This is a genomic window from Flagellimonas ulvae (genome assembly GCF_049333175.1).
GTDB lineage: Bacteria > Bacteroidota > Bacteroidia > Flavobacteriales > Flavobacteriaceae > Flagellimonas.
Genome location: NZ_CP186325.1, coordinates 161,341 through 182,461 on the forward strand (window position 1 = coordinate 161,341; position 21,121 = coordinate 182,461).

At 39.4% G+C, this 21,121-nt stretch carries 16 protein-coding genes; 8 read left to right on the forward strand and 8 right to left on the reverse strand.

All coding sequences use genetic code 11. The annotated features are described in order from the left end of the window. Positions 1 to 3: 3 nt before the first annotated feature. Positions 4 to 867: a hypothetical protein gene (locus ACOKFD_RS00785; RefSeq protein WP_422859510.1), complete on the reverse strand. Its 864-nt coding sequence runs from the start codon at positions 865 to 867 to the stop codon at positions 4 to 6. Between the two features lie 225 nt (positions 868 to 1,092). On the opposite strand from ACOKFD_RS00785, the gene ACOKFD_RS00790 reads away from it, so the two are divergent. From ACOKFD_RS00790 to ACOKFD_RS00820, 7 genes are all read left to right on the forward strand, one after another. Beyond that, positions 1,093 to 2,412: a DUF4270 family protein gene (locus ACOKFD_RS00790; RefSeq protein WP_422859511.1), complete on the forward strand. Its 1,320-nt coding sequence runs from the start codon at positions 1,093 to 1,095 to the stop codon at positions 2,410 to 2,412. After that, positions 2,405 to 3,646 carry a hypothetical protein gene (locus ACOKFD_RS00795; protein WP_422859512.1) on the forward strand — a complete coding sequence of 414 codons (1,242 nt, stop codon included), beginning with the start codon at positions 2,405 to 2,407 and terminating at the stop codon, positions 3,644 to 3,646. Before ACOKFD_RS00790 ends, ACOKFD_RS00795 begins: the two co-directional genes overlap by 8 nt. A gap of 161 nt (positions 3,647 to 3,807) precedes the next feature. Next, on the forward strand, positions 3,808 to 4,728 hold the full coding sequence (locus tag ACOKFD_RS00800) for a DUF6268 family outer membrane beta-barrel protein (protein ID WP_422859513.1): 921 nt from the start codon (positions 3,808 to 3,810) through the stop codon (positions 4,726 to 4,728). An 8-nt stretch (positions 4,729 to 4,736) separates the two neighbouring features. Beyond that, positions 4,737 to 5,099, forward strand: coding sequence for a hypothetical protein (locus tag ACOKFD_RS00805; protein ID WP_422859514.1), 363 nt, complete (start codon positions 4,737 to 4,739; stop codon positions 5,097 to 5,099). Beyond that, on the forward strand, positions 5,099 to 6,199 hold the full coding sequence (locus ACOKFD_RS00810) for an efflux RND transporter periplasmic adaptor subunit (protein ID WP_422859515.1): 1,101 nt from the start codon (positions 5,099 to 5,101) through the stop codon (positions 6,197 to 6,199). The genes ACOKFD_RS00805 and ACOKFD_RS00810 overlap by 1 nt, the downstream gene beginning before the upstream one ends. A gap of 9 nt (positions 6,200 to 6,208) precedes the next feature. Further along, positions 6,209 to 9,355 (forward strand): efflux RND transporter permease subunit, encoded by a 3,147-nt coding sequence (locus ACOKFD_RS00815; protein WP_422859516.1) that lies wholly within the window; start codon positions 6,209 to 6,211, stop codon positions 9,353 to 9,355. Beyond that, positions 9,342 to 10,646 carry a TolC family protein gene (locus tag ACOKFD_RS00820; protein WP_422859517.1) on the forward strand — a complete coding sequence of 435 codons (1,305 nt, stop codon included), beginning with the start codon at positions 9,342 to 9,344 and terminating at the stop codon, positions 10,644 to 10,646. The genes ACOKFD_RS00815 and ACOKFD_RS00820 overlap by 14 nt, the downstream gene beginning before the upstream one ends. A gap of 52 nt (positions 10,647 to 10,698) precedes the next feature. On the opposite strand, the gene ACOKFD_RS00825 is transcribed toward ACOKFD_RS00820, so the two are convergent. From ACOKFD_RS00825 to thrA, 6 genes are all read right to left on the reverse strand, one after another. Next, positions 10,699 to 11,520: a sugar nucleotide-binding protein gene (locus ACOKFD_RS00825; RefSeq protein ID WP_422859518.1), complete on the reverse strand. Its 822-nt coding sequence runs from the start codon at positions 11,518 to 11,520 to the stop codon at positions 10,699 to 10,701. Positions 11,521 to 11,523: 3 nt separating this feature from the next. Continuing rightward, positions 11,524 to 12,438, reverse strand: a complete 915-nt coding sequence (locus ACOKFD_RS00830; protein WP_422859519.1) for a glutaminase — start codon at positions 12,436 to 12,438, stop codon at positions 11,524 to 11,526. Then, positions 12,438 to 13,523: a glycine cleavage system aminomethyltransferase GcvT gene (gene gcvT / locus ACOKFD_RS00835; RefSeq protein WP_422859520.1), complete on the reverse strand. Its 1,086-nt coding sequence runs from the start codon at positions 13,521 to 13,523 to the stop codon at positions 12,438 to 12,440. The genes ACOKFD_RS00830 and gcvT overlap by 1 nt, the downstream gene beginning before the upstream one ends. A gap of 104 nt (positions 13,524 to 13,627) precedes the next feature. Further along, the gene (gene thrC, locus ACOKFD_RS00840; RefSeq protein ID WP_422859521.1) at positions 13,628 to 14,923 is read right to left on the reverse strand and encodes a threonine synthase; all 1,296 of its coding nucleotides are present in this window, start codon (positions 14,921 to 14,923) and stop codon (positions 13,628 to 13,630) included. A gap of 2 nt (positions 14,924 to 14,925) precedes the next feature. After that, the gene (locus ACOKFD_RS00845; RefSeq protein ID WP_422859522.1) at positions 14,926 to 15,849 is read right to left on the reverse strand and encodes a homoserine kinase; all 924 of its coding nucleotides are present in this window, start codon (positions 15,847 to 15,849) and stop codon (positions 14,926 to 14,928) included. Position 15,850: 1 nt separating this feature from the next. Continuing rightward, positions 15,851 to 18,295: a bifunctional aspartate kinase/homoserine dehydrogenase I gene (thrA, locus tag ACOKFD_RS00850; RefSeq protein ID WP_422859523.1), complete on the reverse strand. Its 2,445-nt coding sequence runs from the start codon at positions 18,293 to 18,295 to the stop codon at positions 15,851 to 15,853. A 241-nt stretch (positions 18,296 to 18,536) separates the two neighbouring features. On the opposite strand from thrA, the gene ACOKFD_RS00855 reads away from it, so the two are divergent. Next, complete coding sequence (locus tag ACOKFD_RS00855; RefSeq protein WP_422859524.1) at positions 18,537 to 20,075, forward strand: NAD(P)H-hydrate dehydratase; 1,539 nt, start codon at positions 18,537 to 18,539, stop codon at positions 20,073 to 20,075. Between the two features lie 552 nt (positions 20,076 to 20,627). On the opposite strand, the gene ACOKFD_RS00860 is transcribed toward ACOKFD_RS00855, so the two are convergent. Next, positions 20,628 to 21,038, reverse strand: a complete 411-nt coding sequence (locus ACOKFD_RS00860; RefSeq protein WP_422859525.1) for an STAS/SEC14 domain-containing protein — start codon at positions 21,036 to 21,038, stop codon at positions 20,628 to 20,630. Between the last annotated feature and the right edge of the window lie 83 nt (positions 21,039 to 21,121).

A 21,121-nucleotide genomic window follows, 5' to 3' on the forward strand; every position in this document is an offset into this window, starting at 1 on the left:
TTTTTATTTAAAGTTGTACATAATTCCCATCGAAAAAAATATAGAGGAGCCCTGTCCAAAATCATAAAATGGGTTGTCGTTATTGTCTTGAATTTCAAAATCTTCAACCAACTGATATCCTATCCGTGAGAATGTGGTAAGGTTGGGTTGAAGCCTATATTGGTAATCCAATGAGATTTGTGAACCGTTGAGTGCTAGTTTTCCGTCCACGAGCTCCCCAAAATTTTGAATTTGCAAAGGGCTGGCAACATTGGCGTACATTCCAGTAAAAGAATGCTCCAGAAGCAAACGGTTTCTTTCATTAAATTGAAATGAAATAGCGCTTTCTGGAAAACCTAATTTTAAGAAAAGCTTATCGCTGATATCGGTGCTGTATTCAAATAGTGGTATCAGCCTTGGAGAGCCAAAAAGAACATCATTTAATATTCCAACCTTTATCCAGTTGTTTCTTTGTTCTTTGCTTGACAATTTTCTCAATATCGAAGCGGAAAAAAACCAAAAAAGATCCTCTTGGGAAAGTGAACTCGTCCAAGAAGATGAGATGGTAGGTTTAAATGCTGCCTCAATTGTATAGGCTTTTCCAATCTCAATTTCATAATCTAAGAATAATTGGAGTTGGTGGAAACGATTTATGTCCTCTATAGGCGATATTTCAGTTCTATCAAAGAAATCAAAATTGCGTTTTAAGTACTCCGAGCCTATGGTCAGGTTTTTTTGAATTTTTTGACTGAACCTAAAATTAAGGTCAGATACAGTGGTATTTTCCATATCCGCCCAAACTCCATAGTCCATCCTGACTATTTCTTCTTGGGATTTGATATCGGTATAAATAAGGACCAAAACCATTGTACAAAAGACTCTACTCAAATTGACTTTTCTCCCAAAACTATTCTGGAGATGTTCCGGCCTAAAATATTTTATACGTGTAGGACGCTTTTGTATACCAACTCTACGTATTCATCGACCAATCCAGAGATTTGGGTTTAGTGGGAGAAACAAAAGTTTGGTAGACAAAAATTCGACTTAGGTATAATTAACTCCCATATTACATAGGGTTTCAATTCTTTTGCTCCAAACAACATTCATTATTTAATGAAGAAAATCACATTGTTTTTAGGAATTTTTACTATGATATTGGCCTGTAGTCTGGATACATCCGAAATTCCATCCTTGGAGGTCGGACAGGATTTTGCAGATTCTGATGTTAGGGTCATATCATTGGATACATTTACTGTGGCGGTCTCGACCATGCGGTTTGATAGTATTATCACTTCAGGTACTGACCGTATTCTTGTTGGTCAATATATTGATAGTTTTTTTGGAGAAGTAAAGGCAACCAATTTCATGGAGTTGTCCCCGCTTATTTATAATCTACCTTCAGATGCCGAATTAGACAGTGTAGGACTCGTACTGGGTTATGACGGATACTTCTACAACGATACCATCATCCAGTCTACGCTCAATGTACACCTCCTCACTGATGACTTAAGGGATGAAGATGGTTTTTTTTATAACACTTCTGAAATTTCAATTGATTCGGTTCCCTTGGCTACGTATGTTTATATCCCTGAACCAAAGGACGAAGATTCACTCTTTATTAAACTTCCTCAAGACTTTGGATTATCTCTTTTTGAGGGGATACGGGATGATGACATAAACAACCTGGATGAACTTCGCGAAACGTTTCAGGGCATCAACATAAGACCGGGAGTAGAGGATAACTCTAGCATTATAGGATTCTCATCGAATAGTAGTCGGAGTTATATCCGGCTTTTTTATCGAGTACCTCAAGAATTTGATGATGAAGAAGGCATTTTAGATTTTGTGGTTCAAGACGATATTGCGGAGCCAAAAATATTCAACAATATCCAAAACACTATTTCAAATTCAGTTTTGGATACACTAATTGATCAAGAAATCAATCTTCCTTCAGTCCAATCAAATAACCGAAGTTTTATTCAAGCGGGAACAGGATACGCTTCTAGAATACAATTTCCCACTATAAAACAATTGTTTGATATTCCCGGACAAGGCACAATTCTAAGCGCCACTCTTCAGTTAAAACCCCCTCCGAGCACCTACAGCGACAATCTTCCCATTAGAGACTCATTGACGATTGTATTGGTGAACCAGAATAACAGGATAACCGAACAGCTTTTCTTTGGCGGTCAACCTGTATTTGGGGTGGTCAATGAACAATTGAAAGAGTTTGATGAACTCATTTATGAAATACCGATAGGCGTCTATGTGGATAGGGAGCTAAATGAAACGAACCTGGTGGATGACGCATTCATTGTATATCCTCCAGAATTTGCGCAAAGCGTTGATCGAGTCATTTTGGAAGGGGAAGAAAGTCAGGATTTTAAGGCAACCTTGATAATTACCTATGCGATTTATGATGAAGATGAATAACGTTCTCACCACCATAACACTTGCTGTTACCGCTTTGAATTCCTATTCCCAAACGAATAGATTAACAGGCTCTCCATATTCTCTTTTCGGGTTAGGTGTTGAAACCAGCTCTAATGTGGGAAAGAATGCTTCACTGGGTGGGGGAGGCTTTGCTCTTAATGACCCAAATCTTATAAACATAAGGAATCCAGCATCATTTGGCACGGAGAGTACAAATTCCTTTGTTTTTGATATTGGTTTCCTCGGCGAGTTGAGTACCATTGAAAACAATACAACGGAAGAGAATAGATTGGCTAGCAACTTTTCAAGTTTGGCATTTTCGGCCAATATCGATGAAAAATCCACCTTCAGTCTTTCTGTATTGCCCTATTCGGATGTTGGGTATTCGCTTTTGGGAATTGAAAGCAATATTGAAGGAACGTTTGACCAATTCAATAGTAACATCTTTGGAACCGGTGCATTGAACGCCCTGAATCTGAACTATGGGAGAACCATATTCAAAGGTTTCAGGTTGGGCGCAAAGATTTCGTATTTATTTGGAAGTATAGATGAAACTGAGATTGTACAGACCGGCCTGAGTGGATTAACTGTTGAGGAAACAAGTAATTATAGTGGTGTCCAATTTGGTGTTGGGCTTCAGACAGACATAGGTAAACTATTTTCTTATGGAGGTACGGTTCTCTTTCCAACGCAGCTTTCGGGAACTCAAGATAGAGTAGTAAGTAAAGTCTTGGATTTGATTGAAAGCCCTGTTGAATCTGAGTTGGATATCTCCCTTGATAGGTTCGAATTACCCTGGGAGTTTAACAATGGCGTCCTTATTAATCCATGGAAAAACCTGTATCTCAATTTTGACCATAGTTTTAAGGCTTGGTCCGTTACTGGGCAACAAGATAACATTGGCGATTTTGTAGACCAAAACATCTTTTCTGGAGGAGCTGAATACAGTATAAATCCTGCTGGCTTTAAGTTTTTACAAAGGATAAGGTTCAGAACAGGGTATTATTATGACTCAGGTTATCTATCCGTTCGAGGAGAAAACATTTCTAGCAGTGGCTTTTCTTTAGGACTGGGTTTCCCCTTTAGTAGGAGGGGAGGTTCCATGATTAACATTTCTTATACCAACACAAACCGCGGTAGCACCAACACCATTTTGGTTCAGGAAAACATTCACTCGGTAAACATCAATATTAACTTGAAAGATATCTGGTTTCTCAAAAGAAAAATCAACTAGAAGGTTGATTTTTTCTATGAACCCGGTAAAATCCCATACGACTTCCTTCACTGGTTTTATCGACACATTATTGGTATTGGTCTTTTCATTATCTGCGTAAGTATATTTTATTCTTCTTTGGAAAATCCACAATATAGCTTCGCTCCCAACAATTATCAACTATGAAAAAGTGGATGCTACTTGTTGGAATGATGACCATTGGCTCTCTTCAGGCACAATTGCCCATATTTATTGGTAATTCCAATGAACCAGAACCGATAAGCATCAATTATGGACTTTTACCTGATTTAGGAGGTACTGAAATTCAGAACTATGGTTTAAACCTGAGCTTTGCGAAACCCATTAAAAAAGGAGTTTTGGGTGCACGTTTGGGATACCAGCTTTTTTCTTTTGATTTCAATTCGTCCACTAATCTTGTGAGCCTATCCACATTTGAGGATATGCATTCCATAAACACGGGTGTTTTTTACTTAAGGCCACTGAAGAACAATTGGAGGATGGTTGTTTCGGTAGGAACTACATTAACATCCAATTTTGGAGACGGTATCAGCGAAGAAGACTTCGTTTTCAACGCTATACTTGGATTTACCAAAAGATGGGGTGAAGGTAACAGATTCTCAAATTTACTTGTTGGAGCATTTTATGGAACCCAATTTGGCGAACCTATTGTTTTTCCGGCAGTATCCTTCAGTCAACAACTGAATGAACATTGGAGCTATTCTTTGGGAATTCCCGTTACAGGTCTGACTTACCGAGTAAATGCCAAACATAGTGTGGCAATTTTGGCATCTCCTCAAGGTATCTTCGGAAACAATTCCAACGAGATAGCGGTTGAGGGAAATGCAACTTTAAAGAATACAAAACTTCAGTTCAACGGGATAAATACAAGATTTTCCTATAGATACTTGTTTACAAAAAACTTAGCGTTTGTGGGCGAAGTCGGTTTTGTGCCCAACCCCACCTTGCAGATTTTGGATGATGAAAATAAAGAAATCTTTGATTTTGAGCCTGAAAGTGGGGCATACTTCAACTTGGGACTACGATTCGTGCTCCAAATACCAAAGCAAAATAATTCAAAATGATAATACAAATGATATCTAAAACACTACTACCAGCAATGGCTTTATTGATATCCATATCCGTTTTTGGGCAAAAAAAGATGGATGCCACAAAAATGGCCGAATATCAAACCAACTTGATGAAATCCGAATTGAATCTTGATGAGGAACAACTCACAAAAGTTGAAGAGGTGAATGTCCGTTATTCCAAAAAGACGGCCGATTTGATGAATAAGGAAGGTTCGATGTTTGGGAAAATTGGGGATATGAAAAAAATAAAGAAGGCAAAGAACCAAGAACTAGAGAAGATTTTATCCGAAGAGCAAATGGAAAAGTTTGAAGATGAGTTAGAGCCGCAAATGCGAAAAACCATGCGCAAAAAAATGTCTGAATAATGAAAACATGGATAAAGGCCTTAATTGGTTTGGGCATTTTAGTTTTGGGCGTACTCCTGGTTGGTTTGATGAAAAAAAGCAACCAAGAAATCGTCGACGAAGTTAAAAAGGAACAACAAATGGTATCCACACAATTGGTGGTTCCCACTTCACATCCCTTTGTAATTGAAGCAACAGGTTCGTTAACTGCCAAAAAAAAGATAGAACTGTACAGTGAAGTACAGGGAATACTAGTGGCCACCCAAACTGATTTCAAAGAAGGAAACAGGTTTTACAAAAATCAAACCTTGTTGCAAATAAATAGCTCCGAATACCAAGCCCAACTCCTATCAACTCGCAGCGCATTTTTGAATAGAATTGCTAGCATGCTGCCCGATATGGAAGTTGATTTCCCAGACGCTTCGTTAAAATGGCAATCCTATTTGGAAGATTTCAAAGTAAATCGGGCGCTACGTAATCTGCCAGAACCAACATCAGAAGCTGAGCGTTTGTTTTTGACAGGAAAAGGCATTTATGAGAACTTCTATACAGTTAAAAATCAGGAAGAAAGACTATCAAAATATACGCTTACGGCTCCTTTTAGAGGAGTGGTTACTGAGTCTTTGGTTACCACTGGAACTCTTGTTCGTAACGGGCAAAAGCTTGGGGAATTTATAGACCCATCCTTATTTGAGATTAAGCTAGAAGTCCCATCCCGCTATACTAATTATATAGCCTTGGGCAAAGAGGTTCTTCTTGAAAGTTTGGATACGAAACATAAGTTCCAAGGGAAAATAAGTCGAATAAATGCAAAAATAAGTTCGAATACACAAACCATAACTGTAGTTGTGGAAATAGCGGGTACTGGTCTTAAGGAGGGACAGTTTTTACAAGGGACCATTTTTGGGAAAATGGTGGAAAATGTGGTGAAAATTGATAACAATTTGCTCATTGAGAACAATCAGGTCTATGTTGTGAAGGATGGTGTGCTCCAACTTCAGGAAGTGGAACCTATGAATTATGTTGGTGATAGTGTTTTGATAGGTGGTTTGAAGGCTAACACCATTTTGGTTGATGAAGTGTTGGCCAATGTTTATCCCGGTATGAATGTGCTGTTCTAATTCTTTCAGATGAAAAAGATAATCGCCTACTTCATTAAATACCCTGTAGCGGTCAATATTTTTATCGTTGGATTTCTCATCTTCGGATATTTCGGATTTCAACAACTTAATTCATCCATATTTCCATTATCAGACCCAACAATTATCAATGTTCAGGTGTCCTTTCCCGGTGCTTCGCCAAAAGAGGTCGAAGAAGGTGTGGTGGAAAAAATAGAAAGAGACCTAGAAGGGCTTGAAGGTATCGACCGTGTAACATCAATCTCAAGAGAAAATACTGGTACGGTAAGTATTGAGGTTTTAACAGATTTTGATATCAACCTCGTATTGGATGAAGTCAAAAATGCTGTGGATGGCATTCCCTCTTTTCCGTTGGGGTCAGAACCGCCGGTTGTAGAAACCATAAAACCTACACGACCAGGAATTTCATTTGTACTCGTTGGCGAGAACGTGCCCCTAAGCATATTGAAAAAAACAGCCCAAGAAATCGAAGATGATTTTTTACGCATGGAGGGTATTTCTCAGATAACCTTGTCCGGCTTTCCGGAAGAGGAGATAGAAATCTCCGTTACGGAGGAACGTCTTCGTAGTTTGGATGTGACATTTAATGATATTTCAAATGCAGTCTCCAACGCCAATATCCTAGTCACTGGAGGAACCGTTAGAACTGGTAATGAGGAATACACCATACGCGCAGAAAACAAAGCAAAATACGCCAGCAAATTGGAGAATATTGTGGTAAAGCACAACGAAGCTGCCGGCAAAGTACTGTTACGGGACGTTGCCAAAACCATCAATACGTTCAATGAATCTCCTGACATCATTAAGTTCAATGGAAAAACCGCTATTGCCATTGCCTTGACGAATACCAATTCAGAAGATCTTATAGGAAGTGCAGAAAAGGCCAGGGAATATCAAAAAAAATTCAATGAAGAACATGACAATCTATCCATGGAAATCACTTCAGATTTTTCTGTGGTTATTGAGGACCGAATCGCGCTTCTTCTTGAAAATGCCATACTCGGGATGATATTGGTTTTACTTCTATTGTCTTTTTTCTTGAGACCGAGAGTAGCATTCTGGGTTGCCTTTGGACTACCCATTTCGTTTTTTGGGATGTTCATTCTCCTCCCGCATTATGGTGTCACTCTAAATATGTTATCCCTCTTTGGGATGATTTTGGTGATTGGAATTCTTGTTGATGACGGAATTGTAATTGCAGAAAATATATACTCACGCCATGAAAAGGGAGAATCCAATATAAAAGCTGCGGTAAATGGTACCATGGACGTTCTTGTGCCCATTCTTTCTGCGATTGCAACAACTATTTTGGCATTTTCAATTTTCTTTTTTTTGGACGGCCAAATCGGTTCTTTTTTTGGAGATATTGCTGCGGTAGTGGCCATTACACTGGCGGTTTCGCTAATAGAGGCTTTAATTATTCTACCATCGCATTTAGCACATTCCAAAGACTTGAAAGGAAAGGGAAAAACCTATAGGTTCAATGTTTGGGGAGATCAGTTCATTCATTTTTTGAGGGACAGGGTGTATTCACCTGCACTCAGATTCACATTAAAGAATAAATTCATTTCGTTTAGTGTGCTTATGTTCCTTTTTATCCTGACTCTAGGAGCATTTGGCGCAGGGCTCATTAAACTTACCTTTTTTCCCAGTAACGCAAGCGATCAAATTACCATTACATTAAATACTCCAGAAGGAACAGGTGAACGTGTTACTGATTCACTCAGCACCTATGTTGAGGAAAAAATCTGGAAAGTAAATGAAGAATTGGGCAAAAACGAACTGGGAGAACCTTATATCCAATCTTCCTTAAGACAAGTGGGACCTAGTAGTTCCCAATCGACGATAACGCTCAATTTATCCCCTAGTGAGTCCCGCACACTTTCTTCTTCTGATATAGCAAACCGTATTCGCGAAAAAGTTGGTAACATACCCATGGCAGAAGAGTTGAGCTTTGATTCTGGAAGAAATGTTGGAGGAATGCCCATTTCCATATCACTACAATCCAAAAATCTAGAAAGTTTAGAAGAGGCTAAGGAGATTGTGTATGCAGAGTTGCGAAAAAATCCAGATATAAAGGATATCGTAGATACAAGTCCAAAAGGAGGTAAGGAAATAAGGTTGGAACTAAAGGAAAATGCCCAAATCTTGGGTCTAACACTCAACGGTGTAATGAGTCAAGTTCGAAGTGCATTTTTTGGAAAGGAAGTACAACGCATTCAGCGAGGACAGGATGAAATAAAGATATGGGTACGTTACAGCGATGAAGACCGTTCCAGCATTAGCAATATTCAAAACATTCAAATTTCTACACAAAATGGTCGAATTCCACTATCAGAAATAGCCACGTTAAGCATTCAGCAAGGGGAAGTGGCCATTAATCATCTTGATGGGATAAGAGAGTTGACAATAGAAGCAGATTTAGCCAACTCCAAAGCAAGTCCAACCGAGATAATGCAAGATTTGACCACAAGGGTCCCACTTTTATTAAAGGACGACTATCCAGATGTAAATGTTGGAGCAGAGGGACAAAATAGGGAGGTGGACCGAATTACAGAATCAGCTTCCCAGGTTCTTCCAGTTATCATCTTTTTGATTTATGTAACGATTGTTTTCGCCTTTCGCTCATATAGTCAGCCGTTGATTTTACTTGCCATAGTCCCTTTCTGTCTGATTGGGGTGGCCTGGGGGCATTGGCTTCATGGATTTCCTATGAGTATTCTTTCCTATCTAGGTATTATTGGGTTGATAGGAATCGTGGTGAACGATGGATTGGTATTCACTGGTAAATTTAATTCGTACCTCAAAGAAGGTCTCCCCTTTGACGAAGCACTTTATGAAACGGGGCGAGCACGTTTCCGAGCAATTTTCCTAACCTCCATTACCACGATTGCTGGGCTCGCCCCTTTAATGTTGGAACGTAGTCTTCAAGCTCAGTTTCTTATCCCAATGGCCATTTCCATATCCTATGGAATCGCTATAGCTACTTTACTCACTCTATTTCTTCTCCCTATTCTTTTATCGGTCTCGAATTATGTAAAAGTATATGTGAAGTACTTCATGACAGGAGTAAAGCCAAAAAGGGAAAAAGTAGAGCGTGCAATTAAAGAATTAAAAGTTGATCATGTTGAATTTTAGATTGTTAGTCTTCTTTTCTTGTTTGTTGATGACCAAGGCAGTTGCACAAGAGTCACTTAATGTGGACCAAGCTATTGCAATTGCCTTGGAAAACAACTATGACCTGAAGATTGCCAAAAACAATACTGAATTGGCAGATGTGCAAACGGGAATACTCAATAGTGGATATTTACCCACTGTCTCGGCAAGCAGTGGTGTTAACTATTCCGATGAAAACCAAAACGTACTGTTTTTGGACCAAACCACAACATCGGTAGATGGAGCGGTCACTGAATCCTATAATGCATCCATTACTGCAGAATACGTGATTTTTGATGGATTGGTTAGAAAATTTACCAACCAAAACAATGAAGTGAACCTCAATCTGGCCAAGCTGCAAGAGAGGCAACAAATTGAAAACAGCATTATTTCAATCTACGATGCATATTTCAATACGGCATTTCAAAAACAGGTCGTAGAAAATCTTGAGCTCAACGTTTCAAATTCCAAAGACAGGTTGGACCGAGCACGGAGGAAGCTTAAATATGGCCAGGGAACCAAACTTGACGAATTGAATGCCCAAGTAGACCTAAACAACGACAGTATTTCGTTTATCGAGGCACAAAGGGACCTGAAAAACCTAAAACGTAGTCTAAATTTGCTCCTTGGAAGGGATGTTTCCACTGCATTTGAAGTTGATACTTTGGTCATATTCAAGCCAGAAATGGATAGGGAAAGCCTAATGGAATCTGCTCAGAGGGAAAGCATTCAAGTGCTTTTGGCGAATCAGAATATTTTATTGAGCGATTTGGATATCAAAATCAATAGAGCGCAGTTTTTACCAAAAATTTCAGGTTCAGGGTCTTACCGGTGGAATGAAAGTCAAAATCCGCCCACTTCATTCGCTTTACAGAATGAAGCATATGGAATTAATCTAGGTCTTAATCTGAGTTGGAATATCTTCAACGGAGGCAATTCCACAAGAGTTAAGACCGCAAAGATTACAAAGAGAAATAGGGAGATTGAGTTGATTAAGGCAAAAGAAGAACTCGTAACGGATGTATTGAACTCTTACGAAACCTATTCGATAGCACAATTTTCGTTGGAAGCGGAAGCCGATAACCTCTTGACCAACGAATTGAATTTTGAAAAGTCAAAAAAGCAGTATGGCCTTGGTCAAATTACCTCCGTTGAATACCGACAGGCCCAAATAAACCTTTTCAATTCGAGAAACAACTATGCGCGTTCCAAATATGACCTAAAAGTTGCCGAAATCAATATGTTACAATTGGCTGGAAAACTTTTGGAATAGCATTTTTAGCAGTATTGTATTGCTGGATTGAAGTATAGTATCAATTTTGGAATCATTCAACGGTTAGATGATGGTCTATAATTTCTTGATATCCGATTCTTAAGTTTTTGGGCAATAAATGTTCTTTGGGCAATGCCGCTAAATAACGATCCTCGTTGGTGGTGTAAACTCGTTTCAGTACAGGATGATAGTTTCCCAAACGCTTAATAACCTCTTTGATAAAATCCTCATGGTGAACCAAATCGGTACTTCCTAGATGAAAAATCCCTGTCTTGTTCTGATTTATCAAATAATGGATTTGCTGTGTAAGTCGGTCATCATTGGTCACGTTAATGATGAGGTTGGGGAATACCTCTATGGGTTCATTGGCCTCAAGACTTTTTTTAATATCCCTTATCCGGGGTGACGTATTTCCGAAGACCATGGGCACCCTTAAGATGGCCGCTTTTTCTTTGGGAAGACGCATTATCATATTTTCTATCTTGATTTTTAGGCGTCCGTATACGCTTTGCGATAGAGTCTTATCCGTTTCATAGGAAGGAAACTTGCTATAGGCATCAAAAACATTGGCCGATGAAATAAAGTACAACTTAGCATCAGCCGTAGCCAAGTACTCCATTATATGCTGGTGTGCCTGAATCTGCGATATGAATTTTCCGCGAAGTGCCGAAATGATGTATTTGGGTTTTACCTTTTCAAGGATTTGAAAAATATCGTCTTCCTCCAAATCATACCTCAAAAACTGCTGGTTGTTTTTATAACTTCTGTTGGTAAAATAGGTACCGTAGGTATCAAAATAGGAGTGAAGTTCCCTATAGATTGCATTCCCAATAAAACCACTTGCTCCGAGTATAAGGATTTTGTTGTTTTCCAATAGCTAAAAAATTGAAAGACCGCTATCTGTGGTCAGTTTTTCCAAAGCCTGAAGTCCAAGTTTGGAGTTTCCTTTTTCATTTAACCCTGGAGACCAGGTCACTACACAAAAATTATCGGGAAGAAGAGCTACAATGCCCCCGCCAACCCCGCTTTTTCCGGGAAGCCCCACTCTAAACCCAAATTCCCCTGCCTCATCATAAAAACCACAACTCAACATAATTGCATTGATTCGCTTTATCTGACTTAGACTTAGGTGTTGATTGTCCTGAAGACACTTTCCTCGATTCGCGAAAATGTAAAATGTATTTACCAATTGTTCACAGGACATACTGAGAGAACACTGGTGAAAATAGAAATCTAAAACCGTTTCCACATCATTTTCCAAGTTTCCAAAGGATTTAATGAGATAGGCAGCTGCATAATTTCTAAACCCCGTCCTTTTTTCAGATTCTGCAACGGATACATCATATCCAATGGAGGAATCGTTGGCAATATCTTGGACGTACTTTAAAAATTCGGCTCTGGGGTTTTTGAGTTTTGAAACCAATATATCAGAAACAACAATGGCTCCTGCATTGATTAAGGGGTTTCTTGGTTTGCCATTTTCTTGTTCCAAAAGCGATAAGTGATTGAACGGGTCACCCGAAGGTTCCACACCTACACGTTCCCATAAATTATCGCCCAAAAGGTCAAATGCCATGGAGAGCGTTAGTACCTTGGTTATACTTTGCACTGAAAACTGCTCTTTAGTATCTCCGGCACTAAAAAGGGTTCCATTTTTATCCAGTAGCGCAATGCCGAATTTGTTTTTGTCAGCACAAGCCAACTCCGGAATATAGGAAGCAATTTTTCCCTTGTCAAGTGTATTGTTCGCTCCAAGTGTTATGGCATCCAGAATGTTTTGGAAGTCGACCATCAACCTTTATAAAACGGAAGCTTAATTATAGTGGCGGGGACTTTTTTCTTTCTGATTTGGATGAATACCTCAGAATCGACCTGTGAAAAGTCTTTGGAAACGTACCCTAATCCTATGCCTTTTTCCAAAGAGGGGGACATAGTACCCGAAGTTACATTTCCAATGGTTTTTCCATCGGCATCCACAATAGCATACCCCTGTCTTGGAATACCTCGTTCCGTAAGCTCAAAACCAACCAATTTCTTGGTTATACCTGCTTCCTTTTGAGCGGCCAATGCTTCTGAGTTTACAAAATCCTTGGTGAACTTGGTAATCCAACCCAATCCTGCTTCCAGAGGTGAAGTGGTATCGTCAATATCATTTCCATAGAGGCAATACCCCATTTCTAATCGTAAGGTATCCCTAGCGGCCAAGCCAATGGGCTTTATACCGAAATTAGCTCCAGCTTCCAACACTCGACTCCAAACCTGCTCAACCTCAGAATTTTTGCAGTAAATCTCAAATCCACCTGACCCCGTATATCCGGTTGCAGAAATGATGACATGTTCTATTCCAGCAAAATCACCTACAACAAAGTTGTAGAACTTGATGCCTGCCAAATCTATGGATGACAAGGACTGCATGGCCTCCACCGCTTTTGGACCTTGGATGGCCAATAGAGAATACACGTCGGATAGATTACGCATATCCGCACCTATCCCTTCGTTATATTTTGAAATGTGCTTCCAATCTTTTTCAATATTGGAAGCATTCACGACTAATAAATACGTTTCTTCTTTTACCTTGTAAACGATGAGGTCATCCACGATTCCTCCGGCTTCATTTGGGAAACAACTGTATTGCGCTTTTCCTACGGTAAGTTTGGATGCATCGTTGGAAGTGACCTTTTGAATCAGTTCTAGCGCCTTTGGCCCTTCAATTAAAAATTCTCCCATATGCGAAACATCAAAAACACCCACGCCGTTTCTAACCGTTTCGTGTTCCACATTTACACCTTCATAAGATACTGGCATATTATAGCCAGCAAAGGGAACCATTTTTGCTCCAAGGGATTCATGCACCCCTGTTAATGCAGTATTCTTCATAAGCTACTTTTCTCTGGGTAAATTTATCGATTTCGGAATATATCCTTCACCCAATTGTAGGTAATCTTGTGAACAAACAGATGTTAATTCAGGGCTATTCTTTCCTAACTATCCAAAAGAAAGGTTTTCAACTGCTTGTAGGCATCGATTTTAATGGAATACTTGGTTTTGCCCAAAACTTTTTCGATTTGAGGCGGAATATCGATTTCAATATTCAGGGTTTCCTTCATCACATCCAAAAATTTGACAGGATGTGCGGTTTCCAAGAAAATTCCATGGGTATTTGGATGCTGTTGTTGGTGTTTTTTTAGTCCCAAATAACCCACTGCTCCGTGAGGGTCTGCTACATAACCAAAATTTTCGTACACATGTAACATAGCTTCTTTGGTTTCTTCATCGGTGAAGGAATAACTGGATAGATTTTCTTGAAGCTTTTCAAAATCATTTCCATAGAGATGTTGAATTCTCACAAAATTACTAGGGTCACCCACATCCATCGCATTTGAAATGGTAGCAACTGAAGGTTGTGGTATATATTCTCCCTTTTTCATGAATTTGGGTACCACATCGTTCACATTGGTTGAAGCTATAAAATGATTCACTGGCATTCCCAGTTTTTGAGCCACCATTCCCGCGCAGATATTCCCAAAATTTCCCGAAGGGACAGAGAATACAAGGGATTCATTTTTGGATTTTACCTGTTTGTAGGCGAACATGAAGTAAAACAATTGTGGCAACCAACGCGCTACGTTAATGCTATTTGCTGAAGTTAATTTCTGATTTTCTTTAAGCTCAACATCAAGGAAAGCGGTTTTGACCATCCTTTGACAATCATCAAAAGTGCCATTTACTTCCATGGCCACAATATTCTGACCAAGTGTGGTTAGCTGTTTTTCTTGGATTCCACTTACTTTTCCGCTTGGGTAAAGAATAACCACTCGAACACCTTCAACGCCTAGAAAGCCATTGGCTACAGCTCCTCCGGTATCTCCGGATGTAGCAACAAGAACGGTGACTTCAGAATTTTTGTCTTGTGAAAAATGACCAAGGCAATTAGCCATAAACCGTGCACCAACATCTTTAAATGCCATTGTTGGCCCATGAAAAAGCTCTAAAGTGGAAATGTTTTCTTCTATCGGAATCACCGGAAACTCAAAATCCAAGACTCTTTCCAAAATTTCCTTTAAAGTGGAATCGGAAATATCTTCTTGAACAAATTGACGTATGGCCTGAAAAGCGATTTCGTGTTGGGAAAGTTCATCGATGTTTTGGAAAAAGCTATCAGTAAGCTTATTTATTCTTTCAGGTACATACAAGCCACGGTCCGGAGCGATTCCCTGAAAAACGGCTTCTTTAAATGAAGCGGTCTGTTTTGGATTGTTCAAACTATAGTATCGCATATCTAAAACAATGGTTTTACCCCAATTGTATTTATTGGGGATACATGAACATCAAACTCAACATCAATGGCTTCATATACCTGAGTCATCGCCCGTGCTACTCTTTGTGCCGAATTTTTTCCTTTGCTCAATGCAAAAATTGAGGGCCCCGAACCTGAAATTCCGCAACCCAATGCCCCCGATTCTAAAGATTTTGATTTAATATCATCGAAACCGGGAATCAAAATGGAACGAATAGGTTCCACGACATGGTCTTCCAAAGATCTTCCGATAAGCTCGTAATCGTTTTTGAAAAGTCCAGCTACCAATCCTCCTAGGTTGCCCCATTGCTTAATACCCTTTTGGAGGGTAATGTTGGTCTTCAAAATTTTTCTGGAATCTGAGGTTTTTATCTCAATTTGCGGATGGATTACAGTAGCGTACAATTCTTTGGGAGAGGGTAGGGGAATCACATCCAAAGGATTATATCCGCGTACGAGTGTAAACCCACCAAATAGGGCAGGGGCCACATTATCCGCATGAGCTACATCGCTGGCCAATTTTTCGCCCTGCATGGCAAATTCCACCAATTCTGATTTGGAAAATGGATTACCCAAGAGATGATTCATGGCCCAAACAGCACCTGCAGAACTAGCAGCACTGCTACCAATTCCACTACCTGGTTTTATTCTTTTATGGATTTCAATCCCGAAGCCTCCTTTATAATCACTTTTGTCAAGTAGGGCCAATCCTGCTACACCAGCCACGTTCTTTTCCGTAGCGAGAGGCAAATCCTGTCCTGTAATCTTGGTAATTTGGATACCTTTTGTATCGGTTTTTCGAACAATCATTTCGTCACCTACCGCATCTAGGGCAACACCTAGCACATCAAATCCGCATGATAAGTTCGCAATGGTCGCCGGGCAAAAAACTCTAATTTCTTCCATCTTAAAAGTTTCCAATTCGGATAATATCCGCAAAGATACCAGATGCTGTCACATCTGCTCCAGCTCCCGCTCCTTTTATGATGAGGGGCTGGTTTGGATACCTTTCGGTAAAGAACAAAACGATGTTATCACTTCCTTCCAAGTTATAAAAATCATGCCCTTTTGGAATTTTTTGTAAGCCTACGCTAGCTTTTCCATCTTCAAACTGGGCCACATATTTTAGCTTACAACCGTTACTTTCAGCTTCTGCAAACAACTCTTGAAAATCATTTTCATACTTTTTTAGGGATTCGAAAAAGGCATCGTTGGAATCGGCCTCTAAACTTTCTTTGGGAAGGAAACCATTGTTCTGAATAGCTTCAATATCCAACTGACGGCCACTTTCCCGAATTAGAATCAATATTTTGCGCATTACATCAATTCCACTCAAATCGATGGTTGGGTCTGGTTCAGTATAACCTTCTTCTTGAGCCTGTTTTACCACATCATGAAAAGTGTTGGTACTGTTAAACGTGTTGAATACAAAGTTTAAACTTCCTGAGAGTACAGCCTGTATTTTGTTCACCTTGTCCCCAGAAACAATGAGATGTTTTAAGGTGTCTATTATTGGAAGACCGGCACCTACATTGGTCTCGAACAAAAAGGGAGCTTTGTACCTTTTTGAAAGTTCCTTCAAACTTTTGTAGTAATGGTATTCAGAAGAACATGCAATTTTATTGCAAGTCACTACGGCTATGCTGTTTTTCAGGTAGTCCGAATAGGTTTCGGCAATGGCATTGCTAGCGGTATTGTCCACAAAGACACTGTTTCTAAGGTTCAACTGCCTTACTTTTTCAAAAAAGGTGTTAGGGTCTGCAGTTTCTCCTTGAACGAGGGCATCTTGCCAAACTTCTAAATCAATTCCACCTTCATCAAAAAACATGGTTCTGGAGTTGCTCATTCCTATCACACGAACGTTCAATTTTAGTTCTTCTCTCAGGTAATTGGACTGTGAACGTATTTGCTCTACAAACTTCGCACCCACATTTCCAACCCCTAGCACAAAGAGATTGAGCTGTTTGATATTTTCTTCAAAAAAGGTTTCATGAAGAGAATTGAGTGCTTTTTTGACATCCTTTTTATTGATTACCGCTGAGATGTTGCGTTCTGAGGCGCCCTGAGCAATAGCACGAATATTTACATTGTTCTTGCCCAAAGTGCTGAACATTTGTCCACTCAAGCCTTGATGACTTTTCATATTTTCTCCAACCAAAGCCACAATTGCCAAGTCTTTCTCTATCTGTAAAGGTTTTATTCTATGGTTATGCATCTCATAAGCAAAAGTGTCTTCCAATGCTAGTTGGGCTCTTTCTAAGTCATCGTTGGAGATTCCTGCGCAAATGGAATGTTCGGAAGATGCTTGGGTAATTAGAACTACACTAATACCTTCCAAGGAAAGGGTTTCGAAAAAACGTTTAGAGATTCCAGGAATTCCAATCAATCCCGGACCTTCCAAAGAGATTAAGCTTATATTTTCCACATGACTGATACCCCGTACTGTTTTTTGACCACCATTTGTGTTTTTTGACACATGCGAACCCATATCCTCTGGAGAAAAGGTGTTCTTGATGACAATGGGTATCTCTTTGTCCAATACTGGCTGGATTGTTGGTGGGTACAGTACCTTGGCCCCAAAGTGGGAAAGCTCCATTGCTTCCTCATAGCTTAGATGGGAAATGCATTTAGCTTGTTTGACCATTCTAGGGTTGGCCGTATACATTCCACTTACATCAGTCCAAATTTCCAGAACATCTGCATTTAAAGCACTGGCAACAATGGCTGCTGAATAGTCGGAGCCTCCGCGTCCAAGTGTGGTTGAATTTCCTTGATTACTTGAGGAGATAAAACCGGGTAGGACGGTAACATTTTCCTGGTTTTGATTGAAATAGGCGTTACAATTACCGTCTGTTACTTTAAAGTCAACTTTTCCTTTGCCAAAAGATTCATCCGTAATAATGAGCTCTCTACTATCTTTGAAGGTGGCTTTTAATCCTTCGTTAATAAAGAATTCTGAAATGATAAAAGCCGACAATAGTTCACCATATCCTACAATTTTGTCCGTTAATTTTGGAGTTGCCTCACCAATTAAATAAGAACCTTCCAATAGGGTTTCCAAAGTGTTTAGGTCACTTTTTATTTTGCTTAATACTGCACTTTGTTTTTTTACAGGAATAAGGGTTTTTATTGCACTTATGTGCCTTTTCTCAATTTCCTCCAAACGTGTTTTATAATCCAAGTTTTGTTCTGAAGCCAATCGGATAGTTTCAAAGAGATTATCGGTTACCCCACCAAAAGCAGATACAATTACTGCTTGGGATATTTCTCCATTGTTTTGAACAATTGATTTTACTTTATGGATATTCTCTGGATTGGCTACGGAAGTGCCTCCAAATTTTAAAACTTTCATGATGATTTGCTTAGAATGAAATAACTAGACTATAGTTTACGGACGGAAAAAATGCATACTTTACCCCAAAGGGGTGGTGGTTGTAGTGAAGAAATAAGAAAAATGTCTCATTGTGTATGCTCCGTACCTTTGGTTTTAAGGCATGTTATTTTTCAGGGTAAAAGTAGTACTTTTAGGTGCTTCGGCAAATACACTTAAAATTTTTGCTAAATCCTCATTTATAACCTCTTTTTTTTGTTGAATGAAAATTTTAACCGCAGCCCAGGTCTATCAAGCTGATAAATTTACAATTGAAAAACAACAAATTAGCAGTGATGCCCTTATGGAAAGAGCCGCCGTTCAAATTTTTGAATGGATGCACGCCAGACTACAAGGTGCCCCGGTGGTTACCCATATTTTTTGTGGAATAGGCAATAATGGGGGAGACGGTATTGCGCTTGCAAGGCACTTGGCGGAACATGGTTACAACATCAAAGTCTATGTGGTTAACTATAGTGAAAAGCGCTCCAAAGATTTTTTGCTGAACATGGAGCGGTTGAAAGACCGCAAAATATGGCCAGAGTTCATCAATCCTGAAACAGTTCTACCAGAAACCCAACCTAATGATATTATTGTGGATGCCATTTTCGGGATAGGTCTAAACCGAAGTCCGGATGATTGGGTAGCGAAGCTTATAGAACATATCAACAATTCCAAAGCATTTACATTATCGGTAGATATCCCTTCCGGTTTGCCGGTCGACCAACCGTTATGGAAAGATAGTAAGGTGGTTTTTGCTGATTATGTATTGAGCTTTCAAACACCCAAAATGGTCTTTTTTCTTCCTGAAACAGGAATGTACGTAGAGAATTGGGAGGTTTTGGATATTGGTTTGGACCAGGAATTTATGATGAACGTGGATTCTTCATTTGAATACCTCCAGAAGCATGATATCCAACCGCTGTATATACCACGAAAAAGGTTTTCGCATAAAGGGACTTACGGTCATTCGGTAATAATTGGAGGTAGTTACGGAAAGATTGGAGCGGTACACTTATCTGGAAAAGCCAGTTTGAAGGTGGGAAGTGGTCTGGTTACCTTGTATGTTCCCGAGTGTGGTTACGCACCTTTGCAGAGCTCTTTACCAGAGGCCATGGTATTGACAGATGGGGAGGATGAATATATAAGTGAGATTTCACTTTCCATAAAACCAAGTGCTATTGGAATAGGAATGGGATTGGGAACAGGAGAAGAAACTGTACACGCTTTTACGGATTTCCTTAAATCAGTTAAGGCACCTTTGGTGATAGATGCGGATGGCATAAACATTCTGGCGAAACATCCGGAATTTTTAAAAGATATGCCGAAGGGAACTATTTTGACCCCTCATCCAAAAGAGTTGGAACGGCTGATAGGTACGTGGGCCAATGATTTTGAAAAATTGGAAAAGGCCATGCGTTTTTCAGAGACCTATCAATGTATAATGGTTGTAAAAGGAGCTAATACCGTTATTATATCCGGTGAAAAGGGGTTTGTAAACAGCACAGGTAATCCTGGAATGGCCACGGCCGGAAGCGGAGATGTTCTAACAGGTATGATAACAGGATTTCTTGCACAAGGGTACCATTCTCTAAGTGCCACAATTTTTGGAGTCTATCTACATGGGCTTGCAGCCGATTTGGAAGTACCTGCACATGGTTATGAATCCATTACTGCTTCTACTATAGTTGATGCCATAGGGAAGGCCTTTATTGAATTGTTCAGGCAACCCCAACCCCCAAATAACAGTCAACCAACCTAAGAGCAAAGTACGGTTCGAGGTTTTGCCTTTTTTGCGAAATTATTTTGTATTGGTACTATCCAATAAATGAAGGCGGTTCTAAGGCTGTTCCTTGGCTGTCAAATTAGTAGTGGTATTGACCCATTTTGTATTTACATCATTTCTTTCCTCATTTTCACTAAGGGATGCAATGCATAACATAATTACAAATAGAACGAATAGAAGTATCGAGCGTCTCATATTTTAATTTGTTATCCGTTCAATGATAAGTATAAGCAGTGTAGTAAATGAAGCAAAGAATGCTAGTAAGGGGAAAATGAAAAAAGTGAGTTTCCAAATCCGTTCTTTTCGAATCTGATTGGTGACTAAGTTGAAAATTGAGTTCATGGTTGTTTTTTGTGTAAAGGAACAGTGAGGTTACCGGTCTTTACGACAAAACTTGCATGAAAGGGAAAAATCAACCTTAAAAGGGAATTGTATTTACTGCTAAGGCAGACCTTAAGAGCGATACTGAAAAGAAGGAGGAGTTGTTAAGCGCTGTACTTATGTGAAGCCGAAGTTGGATTACGTTTTCTATCGTTTACTTTTCTTTTTTTTGAGACGCTTTTTTATCCAAGTAATAGCGTTGTCATATTCAATAAAGAACTCCATATTTTTTTTGTAGAACAACTTTTCAATTTTAAAGTTGTGCATGTCGATTTCCTTTTTGGAAACTATAGCGAATGCTTTGAGATTCTCGAGTCCTCTTAGGTAATTATATATAGTTGGATCAATGGCATAAGAATTTTTACGTAGACTTATATAGCCAAAATCCTTTTCCCTAAAATGAATCTCTGAAATACCGATGATTTGATAAGCCCTCTCCAAGGTAAGGGTGGCCCCTTCATCAAAAGTGGATACCATGTAGTCTTCATATACCTGCACGGTCCCAATATCCAACTGATACTCTCGTACCACGATGGGTTTCCTGTACGCAATTCTCATTCCCAAAAGTTATAGTGTCTCATTACGAAAGTAGCAGTAAAGCTTTTGGACAGAAAAAAATATAGATTAACAGCGTAAATATC